The following is a 19,418-nucleotide window of genomic DNA, read 5'->3' on the forward strand; positions in this document are numbered from 1 at the left end:
AGTCACATAAGTTTATGTTGGTTTTTTAATTCGTATTTGGTTATTGGTTATCTCGTAATCAAACTCAGCACTCTCCTTAAAAGTGTCAAGTAAATCTTCTATAGTTTCATTTTTAAAAGCCCCTCTAAACCGAATCGATTCTAATTCTGTATATCCATTTTCAATTCGGACTCCGTAGCGACGCTCTATCTTCTTTACAATATTTTCAAAAGGCTCATTGTTAAAAGTTAAATCCCCATTTCGCCAGTTCAAGTAATCGTTTATTTCTACCTCACTTATTACCAAAGCATCTTCCTGCATTGCTGCTTTTTGACCTGGTTTTAGAATGCTTAAGCTATCACTCACGTGGCCAGCACGCTTGTCACTAATAGCAACACTACCTTCTGCAAGTACCGCATAGGTTTCTTCTCCGGTATAACAGCTAACATTAAAATGAGTACCTAGAACCTGAACATCAACATCCTTGGCTACCACAGTAAATTTATGCTCAGGGTCTTTGGCCACTTCAAAATAAGCCTCACCTTTTAAAAATACTTTTCGGTCTTCGCCTTTAATAAAACTTACTGGGTATTTTAAAGAGGTATCTGCATTAAGGTGCACAAGTGTGCCATCAGAAAGTTTCAATTCAAAAGTTTTTCCTTTAGGAATGATAATCTCATTATAGACCAACTCGGTAGTTGCCTTACCGTGATAGACCATTTGGTCATTGGATTGGGATGCCAAAATATTTCCGTGTGCATCAGTTATAGATTCTCCTCCACCAACTATGATTTTTCTTTCGCGGTTATCTCCTGTCTTTAAAACAATAGCATTATCCTCAATAATTAAGTGGCCCTTTTCACTACCATCTTTCAATAGATAATTAAAAACTATGGCAAGCCCCACTAAACCAATAAAAATGGCCGCGTACTTTAATATAAAACCGTTGAAGTTATTTTTCTTTGATTGCGGAGCCTTAGTTTTATTCGTGATTTTCTGCCAAACCTCTTCTTTTGCTTCACTATCAAATCTAAAATCTGATGCTGAGATACGCTCTCCTTGATATGATTCAAGAAAACGCTCCATTAAATCTCTTTCTTCCTGAGAACACTCATTGTTCACATATTTCTTAAAGAGTTTTTTTGCTTTTTTTTCGTTCATTTATATCACAATTAGAAAACGATATCACAATTAAGTACCCAAACTAATGCGATGGTACACGTTAGAAGTGTATTATTTTTTAAAATCGATAAAATAAAAACGAAAAAATTGAGGAATACACATTGTATGTGTAGCCAAATAGAGTGTTAAAACCCTAATAAATAGGAGTTATACGCTAATTATGATAGCTAATGAAGGAGAATAAGAGAAATAATAACAGCTTCTTCTAACTGAAGATTGTTTCGTAAAAATGCTAATGCTTTTGATATTTGGTTTTTTACCGCCTGTACGGATATCTCAAGTTCTTCCGCGATTTCTTTATTCGATTTATGGTCATACCTACTTAATACAAAAATATGACGACACCTTTTAGGCAATTTGGCGACCTGGTCACGAATAATCTGATCAAGTTCAGAATATTCCAATTTCTGTGAGACATTCATTGAAACATCTATTATATTCAACCTTGTCAAATCCTCAGTTGAAAACTTGTTGTTTCTAAAATGATTGAATATCTGAAATTTTACCGCTTGAAAGAGATACGGTTTTAGAGAAGATATGTTACTAGTTTTTCTTTTTGCCCAAAGCGATATAAAAACCTCCTGAATAATGTCTTCACAAATTACCTTGTCCTTTATAATGTTATGAGCGTAGATAAACAGAACTTTAGAGTATTTCTCATAAACAGCCTTGAAAGAAGAATTATCATCTTCCTTCATACCTTCTAAGAGCTTAATATCTTCAGTTATCATTTTCATCCCATGGGTAACAAGATGCTAAATCTATAAAAAATAGATCGAATATTACGATAACAGTAAAAAGAACACTTATTTTTAATTAAATACCTTATGATTTCAACTAAAAACAATACTCCCTATTTGCTATAATTAACCTTATACCTCCAGTAACTGATAGCTCCAAGAATAGCTGCTACCAAAACTATATACCAAATATAATCCGGTGTAATCGCGGCTGCGCCACTTTGCCCATAACTGTGCAAACCTACCAAGTAATAGTTTACTCCAAAATAAGTCATCATGATACTTCCAAAGGCGATAACACTAAGAAAATTGAATGCCCATTTACTTCTTAAAGCAGGTACCAGGCGAGTATGAATAACAAAAGCATATATCATAATAGATATTAATGCCCAAGTTTCTTTTGGATCCCAGCCCCAATATCTACCCCAACTTTCGTTGGCCCATTGGCCACCTAAAAAGTTACCAATAGTTAACATGACCAGACCTACCGTCATAGACAATTCATTGATTATGGTCAATTCTTTTATATTTAAGTCCATTACGGCCTTGTTTTTCTTATTGGTAAAAATCATAAGTAACAAAGACACTAAACCTAGAATCATTGCTACAGATAACGGTCCGTAACTCGCTACAATGACCGCAACATGAACCATCAACCAATAACTATCAAGTACCGGAACCAAAGTAGATATTGCAGGATCCACCCAATTTAAATGGGCAATTGTCAATAGCATACTGGTAACAAATGCAGAAGCTGCAATAGTCATATCACTTTTTCTAGCAAAAAGAAGTCCCATTCCCATAGTGGCCCAAGAGACATATAAAATACTTTCATAAGCATTAGTCCATGGAGCGTGACCTGAAATATACCATCGTAAAATAAGACCTGCAGTATGCCATAAAAACAAGATGAAAATAGTACCCTTTAAGGAGTAAACTGCTATGCGCCAAATAGAACGATCTTTAAAAATTTGGAATACTAAAACAAAAAACATAATTACGCCAACTAAAGCATATAGCTTATATAGCATATTGAAAATATTAAGCTTATTGTAAATTACTTCTGCATTAATCTTATCTTCTGAAGGAAGTACTTCCTTACCATGATTTTTTTGGTTTTGCTTGAATGCTTCTAATAACTTGTCCGCATTAGCGTAATCACCGGTTTCCTTTGCTTTTCGCAAGGTCATTAAATAATAAGGAACCGAGTTTTTGATAAAATTAGCGTATAGCGAATCTGAAACCTGATACTGCCCTCCCCTATATTCTATTGCCGAAATCCATTTGTTGTTTTCATCATTCAACAAAGGGAAAATCTTTATAATACGACCACTTAATGCTTGGTCCAAAAGACTTAACCGAATGTTGGCTTCTTTAATATCCTTATCAAACTGATTAGGAATATTGGTAGATGTAGCCTTTGCTAAAAATGGCTCTAACTTGTAATTTCCTTCCTTATCAAAGAAATCAGTTGCTTTTACAAATGGTTGTCCTTCGGGAATACCTATTACGTGACGTATACTGTCGTTCTTTCCTTTTTTATCTACAGCTAAAAATTCTGCATTATACCAAGCCGCTGGGCTCAACATCATGGATAAGAATACCTGATCAGCATTCATATCTTTATAAACATCCTTTAAACTCAGTTTCCGAAGCAATTCTGAGGAAAAGGTATTTATTGGCTTCATCCGCCCGCCTTCATCTTGAATTACAAGTTTTCCAAACCTCTCCGCATGTTCCTCAGATACAATCGTTGTTTGTAAAAGCGAATCTATTTGAGATTGCGTAGGTACCATATTACCATGGTCATGACCATCATCTGCAGAATGTTCTTGGGCATTTACATTCAATAACATACCCAAAACAAAAACCGCTGTCAGTTTTGCTTTTTTGCTTTTCAATTTATCAAGAGAAACGGCTAAATCCTTAAACCTTGTCTTTCCAAAGAACATAATGCCCATTAGGCCAATGTACAGCAAGAAGTATCCCAAGTAGGTAATGCGCGTACCCCACTGGTCATGGTTTACAGATAAAACGGTTCCTTTTTCATCCGGACTAAAACTAGATTGAAAAAAACGATACCCTTTGTGATCGAGTATATTATTCATGAATATACTATAGTCAAAATCTCTTTCGTCTTCAACAGTAACCTTACTCATAAAAGATTTATACCCCTGCTCAGTACCAGGATACTTCTCAGCAATAAAATCATTCAGTTTAATACTAAAAGGAAGTTCATATACTTTGGAACCATAACTCAAACTAAAATCAAGTCCACCAATATTTACTTTTTCAGAGAAGTTAGAGACACCTTTTCCTCCCAATAACTTTTGCTGAACGGTTTCATCATTAACCGTAATATCTACTATCATAGCATCCATGGTAGCATCTGTCATTTTTTCTTTTGGCACTTTTACAACGCCATACGAGCCTTGTACTACAGGCTCAGGAACTACAAATTGCATTCCTGCCGTTGAGTATAATGAGCGTAAAATAAATTCTTGAAGACTATCCTTTGCAACCTGACCTTTAAACTGGTCTGCCATTCGCATATAATTACCCTCAAAAGGAGTTCTTATTGTATACGCACCATCCTTTTCAAAAATATTAATGGCACCTTCAGTGTCATTATTCAATGAAAAGAGCACATTGTGAATGCTAGAAACTTTACCACTTTCTAAAAAGTGCTCATGTCTTTGACCATCGCCTGCTTCAACAATCTTTAAATACGATTTTCCATTTTCATCTGGAACCAACCCCTCTTCTGCCCCATCAATAAAACCTGCATAAGAAATAGTAAAAGGCTGACCGTTAAAATCTGACTTCCAAGGTAACCTAGATTTTATATCTTCCGCAGTAACAATTAAATCTTCTTGTAACGTTTTTCTTTTCGCCTCTCCATTAATATCACCATCCACATAGGCGGTCAAATAGGTTTTATCTGAATAGAATACCTTTTCTGATTTGCCCTCACGAATAGGCATCATGCCTTCATAACTTATATAACGGGTAACAAATGCGCCAACTATGATAAAAATCCATGAAAGGTGAAGTGTCAGAACTGCCCATTTTTCCCAACGTAGCAACCGGTATCTGAACATGTTACCAATAAAATTGATGACAAAAAAGACCATAATAGCCTCAAACCATGTAGTATTGTAAATCCAAATTCTAGCTGTTTCAGTGCTGTACTTACTTTCGATGAATGTTCCTAGTCCCATTGCGACAGCGAAGACTATAAAAAGAACGGACATTAATCGGGTGGAGAAAAAGAATTTTTTGAGCATGTTCATCGGCAGCAGCTAAATTGGTTTTCAGCAGGCAAAAATACGCCCTTTTTCTTATTTACAGGAAGATAGACCAATCTAAAGTCCCGCTAAAACTGTTAATTATAAGTGAAAATTTTATTGGATTAAATCTAGGGGAAGTAGATTTTTTTGAAACCGAAATAGATATTAGCAGTTATTACAAATTTCGCAGAAACAAGAGTGTCACTTCCTCACTTTAGAGTAAAGTTTTTGAATTATTTTTCAGCAAAACAAAGTCTCTTTTACGCAATTATATGCTTATTTTCGCCTCATGATTAAGGTAAGCATTTTAGGTACCGGCAATGTTGCAACCCACCTTTTCAAGGCTTTTTCAAAGTCGGACGAAATAGAGATTATTCAAGTTATAGGACGGAATAAAAAAGCGCTTCTTGCTTTTGCTCCAGAGAATAAAACCACCTCTGATTTCTCCGATTTAAAAGAATCTGATGTTTATATAATTGCTTTAAGTGATAATTATATAAAAACTGTATCAGAGCAACTTACGATTGAAAACAAATTGATAGTTCATACTTCTGGAAGTACCCCAATGAACGAACTTTCCCATCACCAGAGACATGGAGTTTTTTACCCCTTACAGACCTTTAGCAAATCTAACGAACTAGATTTCAAGAAGGTTCCAATTTGTTTAGAAGCAAAGAGCAAAGAAGACTTGGCGCTATTGAAAAATCTAGCAAATCTTGTTTCAGAAAACGTATACGAAATACACACGGAACAACGCAAAAGCCTTCACCTTGCCGCAGTGTTTGTAAATAATTTCACCAATCACTTGTATCATTTGGGTTCTGAAATTTGCGAAGAGAACAATGTCCCTTTTCAAATTTTAAGTCCACTTATACAGGAAACGGCAAGAAAAATCGAAACCCTATCCCCGTACGAAGCACAAACAGGTCCCGCTAGGCGTAACGATTCAAATACTATTACAAACCAGCTAGAACAAATAAAAAAACCAGAGCTCAAAGCAGTTTACGAACTGTTGAGCAAATCTATACAAGCAACTTATGGAAAAGAGTTATAAAGAATATCTAAAAAACATAGACACCTTTGTTTTTGACGTGGATGGTGTTTTCACCGACAGTACATTGATTATAACTTCGGAAGGCGAAATGCTTCGTAAAATGAGCGTAAAAGACGGCTATGCTGTTAAAACCGCATTACAGAAAGGTTATAAAATCTGTATTATTTCTGGTGGCACAAATGAAGGTGTAAGAAGCCGCTTGCAGGCTTTAGGCATAAAGGATATTTATTTAGGAGCACACCAAAAAATGGATGCCCTAAAAGACTATATGGACAATCATGAAATTGACGTAAGCACCATGTTATATATGGGCGATGATATCCCTGATATTCCAGTAATGAAAGTAGTTGCATTACCTACCTGCCCGCAAAATGCTGTTCAGGAAGTAAAAGCAGTATCCATGTACGTTTCTCATAAAAATGGCGGAGAAGGCTGTGTAAGAGATGTTATTGAGCAGGTTTTAAAAGTAAAAGGAGACTGGATGACCAATTTTAGCGCAGCAAACGACTAAATTATGTTAGACCTAAATAATCACTCCATAATTCTAGCTAGTGGCTCACCAAGAAGACATCAGTTTTTAAAAGAAATGGGGCTTCCGTTTGAAGTACGGTTAAAATCTGTGGACGAAGTTTACCCGCCTCAATTAGAAGGAAGCGAAATCAGCGATTATTTAGCAAAACTAAAAGCTGATGCTTTTGAAGGCTCCTTACAAGCTAGCGAAATCCTGATTACGTCCGATACCGTAGTTTGGCATAATGGGGTGTCGTTAGCTAAAGCAGCAGATACACAAGAAGCCTTTGAAATGCTGAGTGCTCTTTCTGGAGATTGGCACGAGGTGATAACTTCGGTTTGCTTCACCACTTATAGCTCACAAAAAGTTGTTCACCAAGTAACAAAAGTGAAGTTCAGGAAACTTTCTGATGAAGAAATTAGGTATTACATTAATAATTATAAGCCTTTTGATAAAGCTGGTGCGTACGGCATCCAAGAATGGATAGGTCTAACAGGTATTGAAGAAATCAAAGGATCTTATCCTAACGTTGTTGGCCTACCTACACAATTAGTATACAAAACGTTAATTGAAATGGTCAAGTAGTTCTTTTTGGTTAATTTTAAATAAAACTTTTGCTTTATGAGAATCATAACAAAACAAGCTCTTCCACTCACTTATATTGCTTTACTAATTTCCTTTACCCAATCTTGTCAAGAGGTTAAAAAAGAGGCTAATAAAGATATTGTTAGTACTGAAAAAATTGTAGAATTACCAGAGAAAGAACTTTCTGCTGAATTTAAGAAGTACTGGTACGCTGGTGATGCCGAAATTACATCGTACAAATTACAACTAGCACGATATGGCGAAATAAGAGATGGCAAAGCTGTCCTAGTTTTTGTTACCGAACCTTTCTTGAAAGATGAACAGGTGAAAGCAGATGGAAACAACCCTGATAATATTCCAGTTTTAAAACTTAATGTTACCAAGAAATATCTAACCGGAATCTACCCTTACTCCATAATGACAAGCACGTTTTATCCGGTTCATGATAACGACCATGCGGTTAAAGTTTCGTTCTCTGCACAAGAGTGGTGTGGACAGGTTTATGCACAGCTTAATAACCGTGAAAAATTTGATGTAATGTCCCATTCGTATTTTGAGAGTGAAGCAGACAAAGACTTTAAATTAGAGAAAACCGTGCTTGAAAATGAGCTATGGAACAAGATTAGAATTTCACCCGAAACACTTCCTTTAGGAGACTTAAAAATTATACCTTCTCTAGAGTTTATACGCTTGTCTCACAAAGAATTAAAAGAGTATGAATCAACTGCTAGTTTAAATAGTAAAGATGGTATTTCAACGTACCAAATAACTTATCCTGAGTTAGAAAGAACCCTAACAATTAACTTCACAACAGCTTTTCCTTATACTATTGAAAGTTGGTCTGACACCTTTAAAAGCGGCTTTGGAAAAGATGCCAAATCAATGACTTCTACAGCTACAAAAATAAAAAGTTTAAAGACTCCTTACTGGCGACAAAACGGAAATAAGGATTTACATTTGCGTGATAGTTTAGGCCTTTAGATTTATGCAAGAATTTCTTTTCTCATACAAGCAGGAGCTGGTAGCGACCGCTATAACATTTGCGCTGTTGCTTATCTTAAAATTTATTACAGATAAGACCATCCGTAAGATTGGTAGAATAAGTGATATTGTAGAAGCACGTACACTTTTGATTACCAAATATGCCTCCATGCTTTTAACATTGCTGGGTTTTGGTGTCATTTCATTTATTTGGGGCGTAAATTTTAGAGAAGTAGGTCTTGTTTTTTCTTCCGTATTCGCTGTAATTGGTGTCGCCCTATTTGCCAGCTGGTCCATTTTGAGCAATATAACCGCTGGCGTCATTCTATTTTTCTCTTTTCCGTTTAAGATTGGAGACCAGGTAAAGATTTTAGATAAGGATATTGAATCTCAAGAACCTTTTTTAATTGAAGATATTAGGGCTTTTCACGTTAGCCTAAGAAAATCTAACGGGGAACTTTTGATTTACCCAAACAACTTAATGATGCAAAAAGCGGTAATTCTAATGTATCCTTCTGAAGATATACCGGACGGCACAGAGGAAGCTTAAATGTACCTATAGATGTTTCTCTTAAAACACAACATCTATTTATTTTTGTTAAAGAAGTTTTAAAAAGCCTGCGAAGCCCTTTAAACTTTCTATCTTTGGTATCGTGTGGCTACTGTATATCAGTAGCTTCTTCCAGACTAAAACCAACTTTATGCGCTACTTTTTGGCATTCTTTGCCGGAATACTCTTGTGTTCAAATATTACCAACGCACAAAAACCTGTGCAACAATCATCTTCTGATATTTATCATTCCCTTGAAAAATTGAACTTTTTGGGTACCGCACTTTATATTGCTGCACACCCAGATGATGAAAATACAAGACTTATTTCCTATCTATCTAATGAAACCAAAGCCAGAACTGGCTACCTATCCTTAACCAGAGGTGATGGCGGACAAAATCTTATTGGACCTGAGCTACGTGAGCTTTTAGGCGTTTTACGTACGCAGGAACTTTTAGCCGCCCGACGCGTAGATGGTGGCGAACAGTTTTTTTCGCGGGCTAATGATTTTGGGTATTCCAAGCACCCAGATGAAACTCTAGAAATATGGAACAAAGAAGCCGTGTTGGGCGATGTAGTTTGGGCCATTCGTAATTTTAAGCCAGATGTTATCATCAACCGTTTTGACCATAGAAGCCCCGGTTCTACTCATGGGCACCACACTGCTTCGGCCATGTTAAGTTTTGAGGCTTTTGATTTGGCCAATGATAAAAATGCCTACAGCAAACAATTGGAGCTTACAGAAACCTGGCAACCACAAAGATTGTTTTTTAATACTTCTTGGTGGTTTTATGGTAGCCAAGAGAAATTTGACGAAGCGGACAAATCAAAAATGGTCAATTTAGACATTGGCACCTACTATCCTATTCTAGGAAAGTCTAATAACGAAATTGCCGCTTTGGCAAGTAGTCAGCATTTATGCCAAGGTTTTGGACGCTTATCTCAAAGAGGTACGGAAAACGAATACGTTGAACTTTTGAAAGGTTCAATGCCAAAAAATTCTAATGACATTTTTGAGGGCATAGATACTTCTTGGTCTCGTGTATCTGGTGGTAAAGCTGTTGGAGATATTCTTTATGCTGTTGAAAAGAACTTTGACTTCGCAAACCCATCAAAACATTTGCCGCAACTGTTGGAAGCTTATGAACTGCTTCAAAAAGTTGATGACCCATACTGGAAAGCGCTAAAGTCTCAGGAATTAAAGAACATCATTCTAAATGTGGGAGGCCTTTATCTTGAAGCTTCCGCCGAAACTTCTTCTTCCAATCCCGGAGGAAAAGTGAAGGTGAACATTGAAGCTGTTAATAGAAGTTCTGCTAATATTATTTTGAAATCTATTTCTATCTCTTCTACGGATAAGGAATTAAAACCTTCCATCGCCTTAAAAAATAATGAAAAAAGAACTTTTGAAATCGATTTGGATATACCTGAAACTACAGACTTTACAAGCCCGTATTGGCTGAAAGAAAAAGGTAGTCTGGGCATGTATAAAGTAGATAATCAAAAACTTATTGGAAAGCCCGAAACGCCACGTGCATTTTTAGCCGAATTCGAACTTGAATTTAATGGCAAGATCCTATCTTTTATAAAGCCTGTGATTTATCATTATGCAAAACCCGATAAAGGTGAATTGTTTCAGCCTTTTGAAATACTACCAGAGGCTACAGCCAGTTTCAGTGATAAAGTATTGCTATTTGCTGATGGCGAACCTAAGAAAATTTCGGTTACAGTAAAAGCTCATGCAGATAATATAAAAGGCGAACTCCAACTAAGCCATTCTAAGGGATGGGCAGTAGATGCAGAATCAAAACCTTTTGAAATTGTTAATAAAGGTGATGAGCAAACACTAATTTTTACGTTAACACCACCTGGTGACGAAGACGAAAGCTTTATTTATCCCGTTATAAAATTAAACGGTAAAGAAATGACCAAGGAGTTGGTAATGATAAATTATGATCACGTTCCTACGCAGTCAGTATTACTTCCATCAGAGACTAAAGTGGTGCGCTTGAATATTAAAAAGTCAGGCGAACACATTGGTTACATTGTTGGTGCCGGAGATGAAGTACCTGAAAGTTTAAGCCAAATTGGCTACATTGTACATAAAATAGACCCTAGTAGTATTGCAAAAGGCTCTTTAGACAAGTATGATGCCGTAGTTGTTGGTATTAGAGCGTACAACGTGGTAGACGAATTGAAGTTCAAACAACGTTTTCTTTTTGATTATGTTGAAAAAGGAGGTAATCTTGTAGTGCAATACAATACGGCAAGCAGATGGGGCGATCAGTTTGAAAATTTGGCACCCTACCCTATTAAACTATCCCGTGACCGGGTAACGGATGAAAATTCCGCTGTAGAAATAATAGCTAAAAAAAATACCTTGGTAAATTACCCGAATAAAATTGATGTTAATGACTTTAATGGATGGGTACAAGAACGCGGGCTTTATTTCCCTAATGAATGGTCTAAAGAGTTTACTCCTGTTCTGTCTATGAGTGATAAAGGTGAATCCGATAAAAAAGGAAGCCTTTTAATAGCTCCTTATGGAAAAGGAAATTACATTTATACAGGATTAAGCTTTTTTAGAGAACTCCCTGCCGGTGTACCTGGAGCATACAAGTTGTTTGCGAATATGCTTTCTGTAGAAAAGAATGTACAACCCACGAAATTGAATTGAAGTTATGTTAGACAAGTTCGATTGGAAAAAGGAATACTCGTTAGTACTGATACTTAATATCATATACATACTGGTTTTTAGTTACTTAATGACTGCATTTACCTAATATGGGAACATTAGACTGGATTATTTTATCGAGTACATTGCTTTTCATAGTTGCCTATGGGGTTTGGAAAACCAGAGGAAGTAAAAGTGTAGATGACTACGTAGGTGGTGGAAAAGATGCTAAATGGTGGACAATAGGTTTATCCGTAATGGCAACACAAGCCAGCGCCATTACTTTTCTATCTACTCCTGGGCAAGCTTTCCATGATGGTATGGGTTTTATTCAGTTCTATTTTGGACTTCCCATTGCCATGATTATAATTTGCTTGGTTTTCCTACCCATCTACCACCGATTAAAAGTCTATACCGCTTACGAATTTTTAGAAAATCGTTTTGATTTAAAAACACGGTCATTGGCCGCTATCTTATTTTTGGTACAAAGAGGCCTGGCTGCCGGGATTACTATTTTTGCGCCTTCCATTATATTATCAGCTGTACTTGGATGGGATTTGAGAACTTTAAATGTCATTATCGGAGTTTTGGTAATCATTTATACCGTATCAGGTGGTACCAAAGCAGTAAGCGTTACTCAAAAACAACAGATGTTCATTATCATGACAGGTATGTTCATCACATTCTTTTTCATATTAGGATATTTACCAGCCGATATCAACTTCGGAAAAGCATTGAAAATAGCTGGCGCTAGCAATAAATTAAATATCATCGATTTTAGTTTTGATACCAAAAGCAGGTACACTTTTTGGAGTGGAATAACAGGTGGACTATTCTTAGCTTTAGCTTACTTTGGCACCGATCAAAGCCAAGTACAACGTTATCTTTCGGGAAAATCCCTTCGTGAAAGTCAATTGGGCTTGGTATTCAATGGCCTGTTGAAAATACCAATGCAGTTCTTTATACTTTTAGTGGGTGTTATGGTATTTGTTTTTTATCAATATAATCCATCTCCATTAAACTTCAACCCTGCAGCTACGGAGGCTGTCATGAGTTCCGAATATGCAAAAGATTACGCTATTCTACAAGAAGGACAAGAGAAATTAGAAGCAGAAAAGAAAATGGCCCAAAACAAGTTTTCTGCAGCTTTGGAACTAAAAGAGTACAGTGCCGTAGAAGAGGCCAAACAAGAAATTATCAGTCTTAACGTTAAAGACAGTACCAATCGTGCAGCAGCTAAATCATTGATAAAAGAGGCTGACAGTACTGTTGAGACCAATGACAAGGATTACGTTTTTATCCACTTTATTCTTCATAACCTTCCAAGAGGATTAATTGGACTACTTTTAGCAGTTATTCTGTCCGCAGCCATGTCATCCACAGCATCTGAACTTAATGCTTTGGGTACCATAACTGCTCTTGATTTATATAAAAGAAACATAAAAGGAAAATTGACTGATGAGCACTATGTTAGAGCTACAAAAGCATTCACTCTTTTATGGGGTATAATAGCAATTTCTATAGCCAGTATTGCCAATTTATTTGACAACCTTATTCAACTTGTTAATATAATCGGTTCCATTTTCTATGGCAATGTCTTGGGTATATTTCTATTGGCCTTTTTCTTTAAGTTTGTTAAAGGTAATGCTGTTTTCTTTGCTGCACTTCTCACACAGCTTATCATCTTTGTACTTTTTTACAATCTTATTTTTATTCACCCTGCGGGCGAAGAAAAACTGGGATATCTATGGCTTAACTTCATAGGAGCTGCTTTGGTAATCGCTATGGCTGTTGCTTTTGAAGGGTTTGACAGACTATTAAAAAAACAGCCCGTAAGTCGTTAGATTATATTCAGTTACGTCTCATCACTATTTTATTTTCGATTAAAAATTAGTCGAAAGTTGTTTCTATAAATTATATATCTATAATTTAGTGAAGAATTTTCTCTCACCAAAACTGATAATCAAAGCCACTTTTATCCTAAAATGAACAATAAAAAAAAGACCATTAAAGATATTGCCAAACTTGCCGGGGTATCCAAAGGAACTGTAGATCGTGTTTTGCATAAACGCGGCAAAGTTTCTAAGGATGCTTTAGAAAAGGTCGAGAAAGTATTAAAAGAAATAGAGTATCACCCCAATCCAATTGCAAGAAATTTAAAGGAAAATAAGTTATATAAAATCTGTGTACTCATTCCCGATGATAAAATAGATGCTTTCTGGACACCTGCACATGAAGGAATATATGAAGCCCAACAAGAATTTGTTATGTTTGGTCTTGTAGTTGAAAAATACTTGTATCACCCGTACAAAAAGGAAGATTTCTACGAAAAATCTAATCAAGCATTAGATGCATCACCCGATGTTCTTTTAATAACTCCCCTATTCAAAGAAGAATCCTATAAAATTATTGATACTTGTAAAGAAAAAAATATTAGGATAGCTCTTTTTAATAATTACTTGAACACCCTTAATAAAGAGGTTTTTATTGGCCAAAATCTTCCCCAAAGCGGAAAAATTGCGGCCGATTTATTTGATAAGACCGTTTTACCTAATTCCAAAATTGGAATTGTCCATATTGATATAGAGCCACATGTTTTACTAAAAGAATGTGGTTTTAAAAGTTACTTCAAAGAAAAAAATAGTAATCATATTATTCTAGATGGAATTAGCTTCACTTCTGACAACCAAGTTAATTTTGAAAAGCAGTTTAGAGAGTATCTGGTTACGAATTCAGATTTAAGCGCTTTGTTTGTAACCAACTCCAAAGCCCACATGTTAGTAGACATCCTAAATGAAGTTACTGAGAATTGTGCGATTATCGGTTATGATTTGGTCCATCAAAATATCGATTTTCTGAAACAAGGAAAAATTGATTTTTTAATTCATCAAAGACCAAAAGAACAAACCTATTTAAGCATTAGTTATTTTGCTGAATTTTTCCTTTTTGGAAAAGACGTTCCCTTGAAAAATTTACTTCCTATAGACATCGTTACTTCTGAAAATGTCGATTACTATATAAATTAGGACGGTTTTTATAGACTTACAACTCTAGTGCCACCATTAATGTCATTCTCGTAATCCAAAGTGTGTTCGAGCACATTTTGTAATAAAATCTTAAGGTTTTTAAAAAATTAGGTCTATATTCACATAACTTTAAGAGAATATTCACAACTAACAGGTTTAAAAACTAGCACTATGATGAAAAAGATTTTAATGTTCCTGGTACTGATTATGGGGGCTCACCCCTTACTAGCACAGGACAAGATGGTTAATGGTACCGTTACCGATGCAAATGACGGAATGCCTTTACCAGGAGTAAATGTACTTGTACAAGGAAGTACAACTGGGACACAGACGGATTTTGACGGTAACTACTCTATAGAAGCTGCCGAAGGAAATGTTCTTGTTTTCTCTTATATAGGTATGAAAACATTGAGCATCACTATTGGCGAATCAAATGTTGTTAATACCTCATTACAAGAAGATGCAAGTGAGCTAGATGAAGTTGTAGTTACAGCACTCGGTATCAAAAGGCAGAAAAAATCATTGACCTACGCTACGCAAGGCGTAGATACTGAAAGTATTGATGAAGCTCGGCCTCAACAAGATTTAGTTAACAGTCTACAAGGTAAGGTAGCCGGTCTTTCCATTCAGACTTCTGGTAATGGTGTTAGCGGATCATCGAAAGTAGTTTTGAGAGGTAACCGTTCTATAGCGGGTAGTAGCCAAGCGCTTTATGTAGTAGATGGTGTGCCATTAGGTGGTGATATTTCGAACTTGAGTCCCGATGATATAGCATCAATTAACGTTTTAAAAGGCGCCAATGCAGCAGCATTGTACGGAGCTAGAGCGAACAATGGTGCTATATTGATTACCACTAAGACAGGACTTAGTGATGTTACTACAATTGACTTTAGCTCTACTATGACTGCAGACACAGGTAATATACTATATGATTACCAAAATGAATATGGCCAAGGTAGTGCTGGTATTTATAATGGATCCTCAACCGGTTCATGGGGTCCTCGCATGGATGGGTCTTCTATAGCAAACTGGTCTTCAAGTCCAGATATTACAGGTAATTTACCATACGAAGCTCAGCCTAACAACATAAATGACTTTATGCAGACAGGTTTTAATATTGCCAATAACGTGTCAATAAGAACAGGTAATGAAACTGCAAGAACTTTTTTCGGATATACCAACGAAAATAGAAAAGGAATCGTTGCAGGTAATGAGCTTAAAAGACATAATGTGACGTTAAAAATCGATAATAAGATGTTTAACGACAAAATAGAACTGAGCGCAAAAGCTAACTATATAAGAACTGAAACAGATAATATTCTTGATACTGGCGAAGCATTTACGAACCCATGGAGACACGCTTATAGATTACCAAGAAATATACGCACAGTAGACGCTGAAGTTTTTGAATATGTTGCAACAGACGGTAATACTTTGCAAAATTACTGGAAACCTGGTGATAATGGTGGGGCAAACCCATATTGGACAATTAATCGTAACCTAAATGAAAACATTAACGACCGGGTTATTGGTTACGCTTCTTTAAAATATAATTTTCTTGACAACCTAAGTTTAATGGTTCGTACTGCAGTAGATCACAGTACTACTTTTAGAGAAGATAGGGATTACACTGATTCATATGTGGTAGCTGATAATGGAGATTACGAAACTACCAATACAATAGGTATCGAATGGAATTCTGATTTCTTATTAAGCTATACTAAAGAAATAAATGAAGACTTTAATTTCAATATAAACTTGGGGGGTAACAGTCGTATGGCTGAAGGTAAATGGGTTCGTACTGACAACCAAGGTTTAAATGCACCTAACATATTCGCTATTAGTAATGCCTTAACCCTTGCATCAACTCAAGATTATAATAAAGAAAAGGTAAATTCACTTTATACTTTTGGCCAAATAGGGTACAAAGATGCGCTATTCTTAGACCTTACTTATAGAAGTGATTGGAGTTCTACTTTACCATTTGAAAATAATAGATTTGACTATTATTCAGCAGGATTAAGTTCTATTATCTCAGATTTGATAACATTACCAGAGGTAGTTTCGTACTTAAAACTTAGAGGTTCATATGCAGAGGTTGGTAATGACACTAATCCATATGCTATTTCTCGAACTGCTAATACGGTTGCAGGTGGTTTTGTTTCACTATCATCTTCTCAACCAAATTCGGATTTAAAACCAGAGAGAACCCAATCTTTAGAATTTGGTGTAGATGCTAGATTTTTTAATAATCGTTTGGGAGTTGATTTCACTTATTACAAGAGTAACAGTATTGACCAATTATTTCCTGTTAGTGTCGATCCTGCTTTTGGTTTTAGCACTCGCTTTGTAAATGGTGGTGATATTCAAAATAAAGGTATTGAAGCCATTGTTACAGGTACTCCCGTACAATCAAAAGATTTTAGTTGGAACGTTTCTGTAAACTTTAGTAAGAATGATAGTGAAGTTTTACGTCTTGCAAACAATCTTGAATCACTTGTTCTTGATCCCGGTAATTCTTTCTTTAGACAATTTGAATTAAATGTTGGTGACCCGTGGGGTAACATGTACTCTAGAGGTTTTGTAAGAGATGACCAAAATAGAGTTATCGTAAATGACGATGGTACCCCGTCGGTAACTGATGGTAAGAGCGTATTAATAGGTAACTACAATCCAGATTGGCTAGGTGGTATTAGTAATAGCTTCCGTTTTAAAAACTTTAGCATGAGTTTCTTAATTGATATTCGTCAAGGTGGAGTAATCGGCTCACTTACTAATGCTATATTAGCTTCTGATGGGGCTCTTGATATTACAACTATTGGTCGTGATGGTTCTTTGGTATTTGGTGACAACGTTTTTAGTGATTTAGAAGTTGTAAAAGCTGATGGTTCTGCTAATGATATTCAAACCGATGCTGAAACATTCTGGGCCTCTATTGGTGGTAGAAATGCCCCTGTTGGAGAAGCTTTTGTTGAAGATGCTTCTAATGTAAGAATGAGAGAAATAACATTAGGCTATAGTTTACCTTCTTCATTAATAGACAGAACGCCTTTTAGAAATATTAAACTTACGTTGGTAGGTAGAAACTTATTCTTCTTTTCCAATAATGCAAGTGTAGATCCAGAGGTTATTGTAAATCCAGATTTAACAAGTGCTGATGGTTATGAATCTTTTTCGCCCCCAACCACAAGAAGTTTAGGGCTAAACCTAAAATTTGGATTTTAAAAAATTGTTTATATAAAATATGAAAATCATGAAAAATATAAGTTTATTCCTTGTTATGGTCTTGCTCTTTGCAAGCTGTACCGGTGATTTCGAAGAAACGAATACAGACCCCTTGGCTTTCGCTATACCAGATATTGTAGAAAGCGAACTTTTACAAGGACAAGCCTTTGCGCAAGCTCAATACACCTCAATGTTTGGTGAAAACTGGAGATACCAAATTGCACAGAATCTTTTTGCTGATATTTGGTGTCAGTATTTCGCAACTACGGCCTCTGGTTTTGATTCAGATCGTTATATCCAAGTTGGTAACTGGGCAGATTTAGCTTGGAGCTCCTTTTACGTTCAATCTCTACCGCAAATTATTTTGGTGGAAGATGCTACAGAAGAAACTGGAAACGCAGTAGGAAATGCAATGATTAAAATTTGGAAAGTAAATGCTTTTCACAGGATGACTGACTATTGGGGTCCAATACCATATTTAGAAGTTGGGAATACTGAATTAGAAGCTATTCCATATGATTCTCAAGAAGATATTTATAGAAGCTTTTTCGTAACGTTAGATGAAGCCGTAGCTCAGTTAGAAGCAAATCTTGATCAAGTTTCATTTACAGCAGGCGATCGTACTTATGGAGGCGATGCAGGAAAATGGTTGAAGTTCGCTAATAGTCTTCGTCTTCGTTTAGCTATTAGAGTTAAGTATGTAGACCCTGTACTATCCCAAACAGAAGCTGAAAAAGCTGTAGCTGCAGGCGTATTTCTAACTAACGATGACAACGCATATGTTTCTGTTGACGAGGTAAACAGAAACCCTTTAGAATCTATTACAGACTGGGGTGAGTTTAGAATGAGTGCTACTATGGAAAGTATTCTAGAAGGATATGAAGATCCTCGTTTAGCATCTTATTTTACACCAGCAGTAGATGGTGATAGCGATGGTGATGGAAGTGCATACGAAGGTTTATTGAACGGTCAAACGAAAGTTACGCTGGAAACTAGTCAAAATGACAGCCATTCGGACATGGCAACACTATATATTGACACGGCCCTAGGAGGAATAAACCCTCCAATGGAAGTCATGACCGCTGCGGAGGTATATTTCTTACGCGCCGAAGGTGCCTTGGAAGGATGGGCAATGGGCGGAAGCGCCGAAGAACTTTACGAAATGGGAATTTCTACATCTATGGAAGATAGAGAAGCTGGTGACCCTGTTTCAATAGCTGCCTATATCGCAAGCTCTAACACTCCATCTGCCTATGAAGCCGGAGCGGAACCAATTTCAGATATACCTGTTGCTTTTAGCGCCGACCCAGAAACTCAATTAGAGCAAATCATAACCCAAAAATGGATAGCAATCTATCCTAACGGTTGGGAAGCATGGGCTGAGTTGAGAAGAACAGGTTATCCAAAACAATATGCTCGTGCACAATCTGACAACTCAGATGTTGCTGCAGATGAAATTATGAGAAGAATGGTGTACGTTTCTGCTCAGTTTGATACAAATTCAGAATCTGTAAATGCTGCTATAGCTGGGCCTGAACTTAATGGTGCAGATCTTAACAGTACCAAACTTTGGTGGGATAAAAAATAATCCATTATAAATTTTTAAAAAGCACCAACTTAA

General features: G+C 36.3%; 13 protein-coding genes. 10 read left to right on the forward strand and 3 right to left on the reverse strand.

Going from position 1 to position 19,418, the window contains the following annotated elements:
• Positions 1–12: 12 nt before the first annotated feature.
• From IWB64_RS17530 to ccsA, 3 genes are all read right to left on the reverse strand, one after another.
• Positions 13–1,140 carry a FecR family protein gene (locus IWB64_RS17530; protein ID WP_194535246.1) on the reverse strand — a complete coding sequence of 376 codons (1,128 nt, stop codon included), beginning with the start codon at positions 1,138–1,140 and terminating at the stop codon, positions 13–15.
• Positions 1,141–1,328: 188 nt separating this feature from the next.
• Positions 1,329–1,892, reverse strand: a complete 564-nt coding sequence (locus IWB64_RS17535; protein WP_194535247.1) for an RNA polymerase sigma factor — start codon at positions 1,890–1,892, stop codon at positions 1,329–1,331.
• A 122-nt stretch (positions 1,893–2,014) separates the two neighbouring features.
• Positions 2,015–5,194: a cytochrome c biogenesis protein gene (gene ccsA, locus IWB64_RS17540; RefSeq protein WP_226975926.1), complete on the reverse strand. Its 3,180-nt coding sequence runs from the start codon at positions 5,192–5,194 to the stop codon at positions 2,015–2,017.
• A gap of 286 nt (positions 5,195–5,480) precedes the next feature.
• Here ccsA and IWB64_RS17545 point away from each other — a divergent pair, with 286 nt between their 5' ends.
• From IWB64_RS17545 to IWB64_RS17590, 10 genes are all read left to right on the forward strand, one after another.
• Positions 5,481–6,245: a Rossmann-like and DUF2520 domain-containing protein gene (locus IWB64_RS17545; RefSeq protein WP_194535248.1), complete on the forward strand. Its 765-nt coding sequence runs from the start codon at positions 5,481–5,483 to the stop codon at positions 6,243–6,245.
• Positions 6,229–6,756, forward strand: a complete 528-nt coding sequence (locus IWB64_RS17550; protein ID WP_194535249.1) for a KdsC family phosphatase — start codon at positions 6,229–6,231, stop codon at positions 6,754–6,756. Before IWB64_RS17545 ends, IWB64_RS17550 begins: the two co-directional genes overlap by 17 nt.
• 3 nt (positions 6,757–6,759) lie before the next feature.
• Positions 6,760–7,341 (forward strand): Maf family nucleotide pyrophosphatase, encoded by a 582-nt coding sequence (locus IWB64_RS17555; protein WP_194535250.1) that lies wholly within the window; start codon positions 6,760–6,762, stop codon positions 7,339–7,341.
• A 36-nt stretch (positions 7,342–7,377) separates the two neighbouring features.
• Positions 7,378–8,322, forward strand: coding sequence for a septum formation inhibitor Maf (locus IWB64_RS17560; RefSeq protein WP_194535251.1), 945 nt, complete (start codon positions 7,378–7,380; stop codon positions 8,320–8,322).
• 4 nt (positions 8,323–8,326) lie between these two features.
• Positions 8,327–8,872: a mechanosensitive ion channel family protein gene (locus tag IWB64_RS17565; RefSeq protein WP_194535252.1), complete on the forward strand. Its 546-nt coding sequence runs from the start codon at positions 8,327–8,329 to the stop codon at positions 8,870–8,872.
• 151 nt (positions 8,873–9,023) lie between these two features.
• Positions 9,024–11,549 (forward strand): PIG-L family deacetylase, encoded by a 2,526-nt coding sequence (locus IWB64_RS17570; RefSeq protein WP_194535253.1) that lies wholly within the window; start codon positions 9,024–9,026, stop codon positions 11,547–11,549.
• 107 nt (positions 11,550–11,656) lie between these two features.
• A complete protein-coding gene (locus IWB64_RS17575) occupies positions 11,657–13,390 on the forward strand; it encodes a sodium:solute symporter (protein ID WP_194535254.1) in 1,734 nt (577 codons plus the stop codon).
• A gap of 141 nt (positions 13,391–13,531) precedes the next feature.
• Positions 13,532–14,572 (forward strand): LacI family DNA-binding transcriptional regulator, encoded by a 1,041-nt coding sequence (locus tag IWB64_RS17580; protein WP_194535255.1) that lies wholly within the window; start codon positions 13,532–13,534, stop codon positions 14,570–14,572.
• A 171-nt stretch (positions 14,573–14,743) separates the two neighbouring features.
• A complete protein-coding gene (locus IWB64_RS17585; protein WP_226975927.1) occupies positions 14,744–17,797 on the forward strand; it encodes a SusC/RagA family TonB-linked outer membrane protein in 3,054 nt (1,017 codons plus the stop codon).
• Positions 17,798–17,825: 28 nt separating this feature from the next.
• The gene (locus IWB64_RS17590) at positions 17,826–19,385 is read left to right on the forward strand and encodes a SusD/RagB family nutrient-binding outer membrane lipoprotein (RefSeq protein ID WP_226975928.1); all 1,560 of its coding nucleotides are present in this window, start codon (positions 17,826–17,828) and stop codon (positions 19,383–19,385) included.
• Positions 19,386–19,418 lie beyond the last annotated feature (33 nt).

Origin of the sequence: Zobellia nedashkovskayae, from assembly GCF_015330125.1 — a bacterium.
Classification (GTDB): Bacteria; Bacteroidota; Bacteroidia; order Flavobacteriales; family Flavobacteriaceae; genus Zobellia; species Zobellia nedashkovskayae.

What these genes read in the sequence shown, in the direction of transcription:
- IWB64_RS17530 (WP_194535246.1), bottom strand. Translation starts at nt 1,140, where the DNA reads ATGAACGAAAAAAAAGCAAAAAAACTCTTTAAGAAATATGTGAACAAT.
- IWB64_RS17590 (WP_226975928.1), top strand. Translation starts at nt 17,826, where the DNA reads ATGAAAAATATAAGTTTATTCCTTGTTATGGTCTTGCTCTTTGCAAGC.
- IWB64_RS17585 (WP_226975927.1), top strand. Translation starts at nt 14,744, where the DNA reads ATGATGAAAAAGATTTTAATGTTCCTGGTACTGATTATGGGGGCTCAC.
- IWB64_RS17575 (WP_194535254.1), top strand. Translation starts at nt 11,657, where the DNA reads ATGGGAACATTAGACTGGATTATTTTATCGAGTACATTGCTTTTCATA.
- IWB64_RS17555 (WP_194535250.1), top strand. Translation starts at nt 6,760, where the DNA reads ATGTTAGACCTAAATAATCACTCCATAATTCTAGCTAGTGGCTCACCA.
- IWB64_RS17545 (WP_194535248.1), top strand. Translation starts at nt 5,481, where the DNA reads ATGATTAAGGTAAGCATTTTAGGTACCGGCAATGTTGCAACCCACCTT.
- IWB64_RS17560 (WP_194535251.1), top strand. Translation starts at nt 7,378, where the DNA reads ATGAGAATCATAACAAAACAAGCTCTTCCACTCACTTATATTGCTTTA.
- IWB64_RS17565 (WP_194535252.1), top strand. Translation starts at nt 8,327, where the DNA reads ATGCAAGAATTTCTTTTCTCATACAAGCAGGAGCTGGTAGCGACCGCT.
- ccsA (WP_226975926.1), bottom strand. Translation starts at nt 5,194, where the DNA reads ATGAACATGCTCAAAAAATTCTTTTTCTCCACCCGATTAATGTCCGTT.
- IWB64_RS17570 (WP_194535253.1), top strand. Translation starts at nt 9,024, where the DNA reads ATGCGCTACTTTTTGGCATTCTTTGCCGGAATACTCTTGTGTTCAAAT.
- IWB64_RS17535 (WP_194535247.1), bottom strand. Translation starts at nt 1,892, where the DNA reads ATGATAACTGAAGATATTAAGCTCTTAGAAGGTATGAAGGAAGATGAT.
- IWB64_RS17580 (WP_194535255.1), top strand. Translation starts at nt 13,532, where the DNA reads ATGAACAATAAAAAAAAGACCATTAAAGATATTGCCAAACTTGCCGGG.
- IWB64_RS17550 (WP_194535249.1), top strand. Translation starts at nt 6,229, where the DNA reads ATGGAAAAGAGTTATAAAGAATATCTAAAAAACATAGACACCTTTGTT.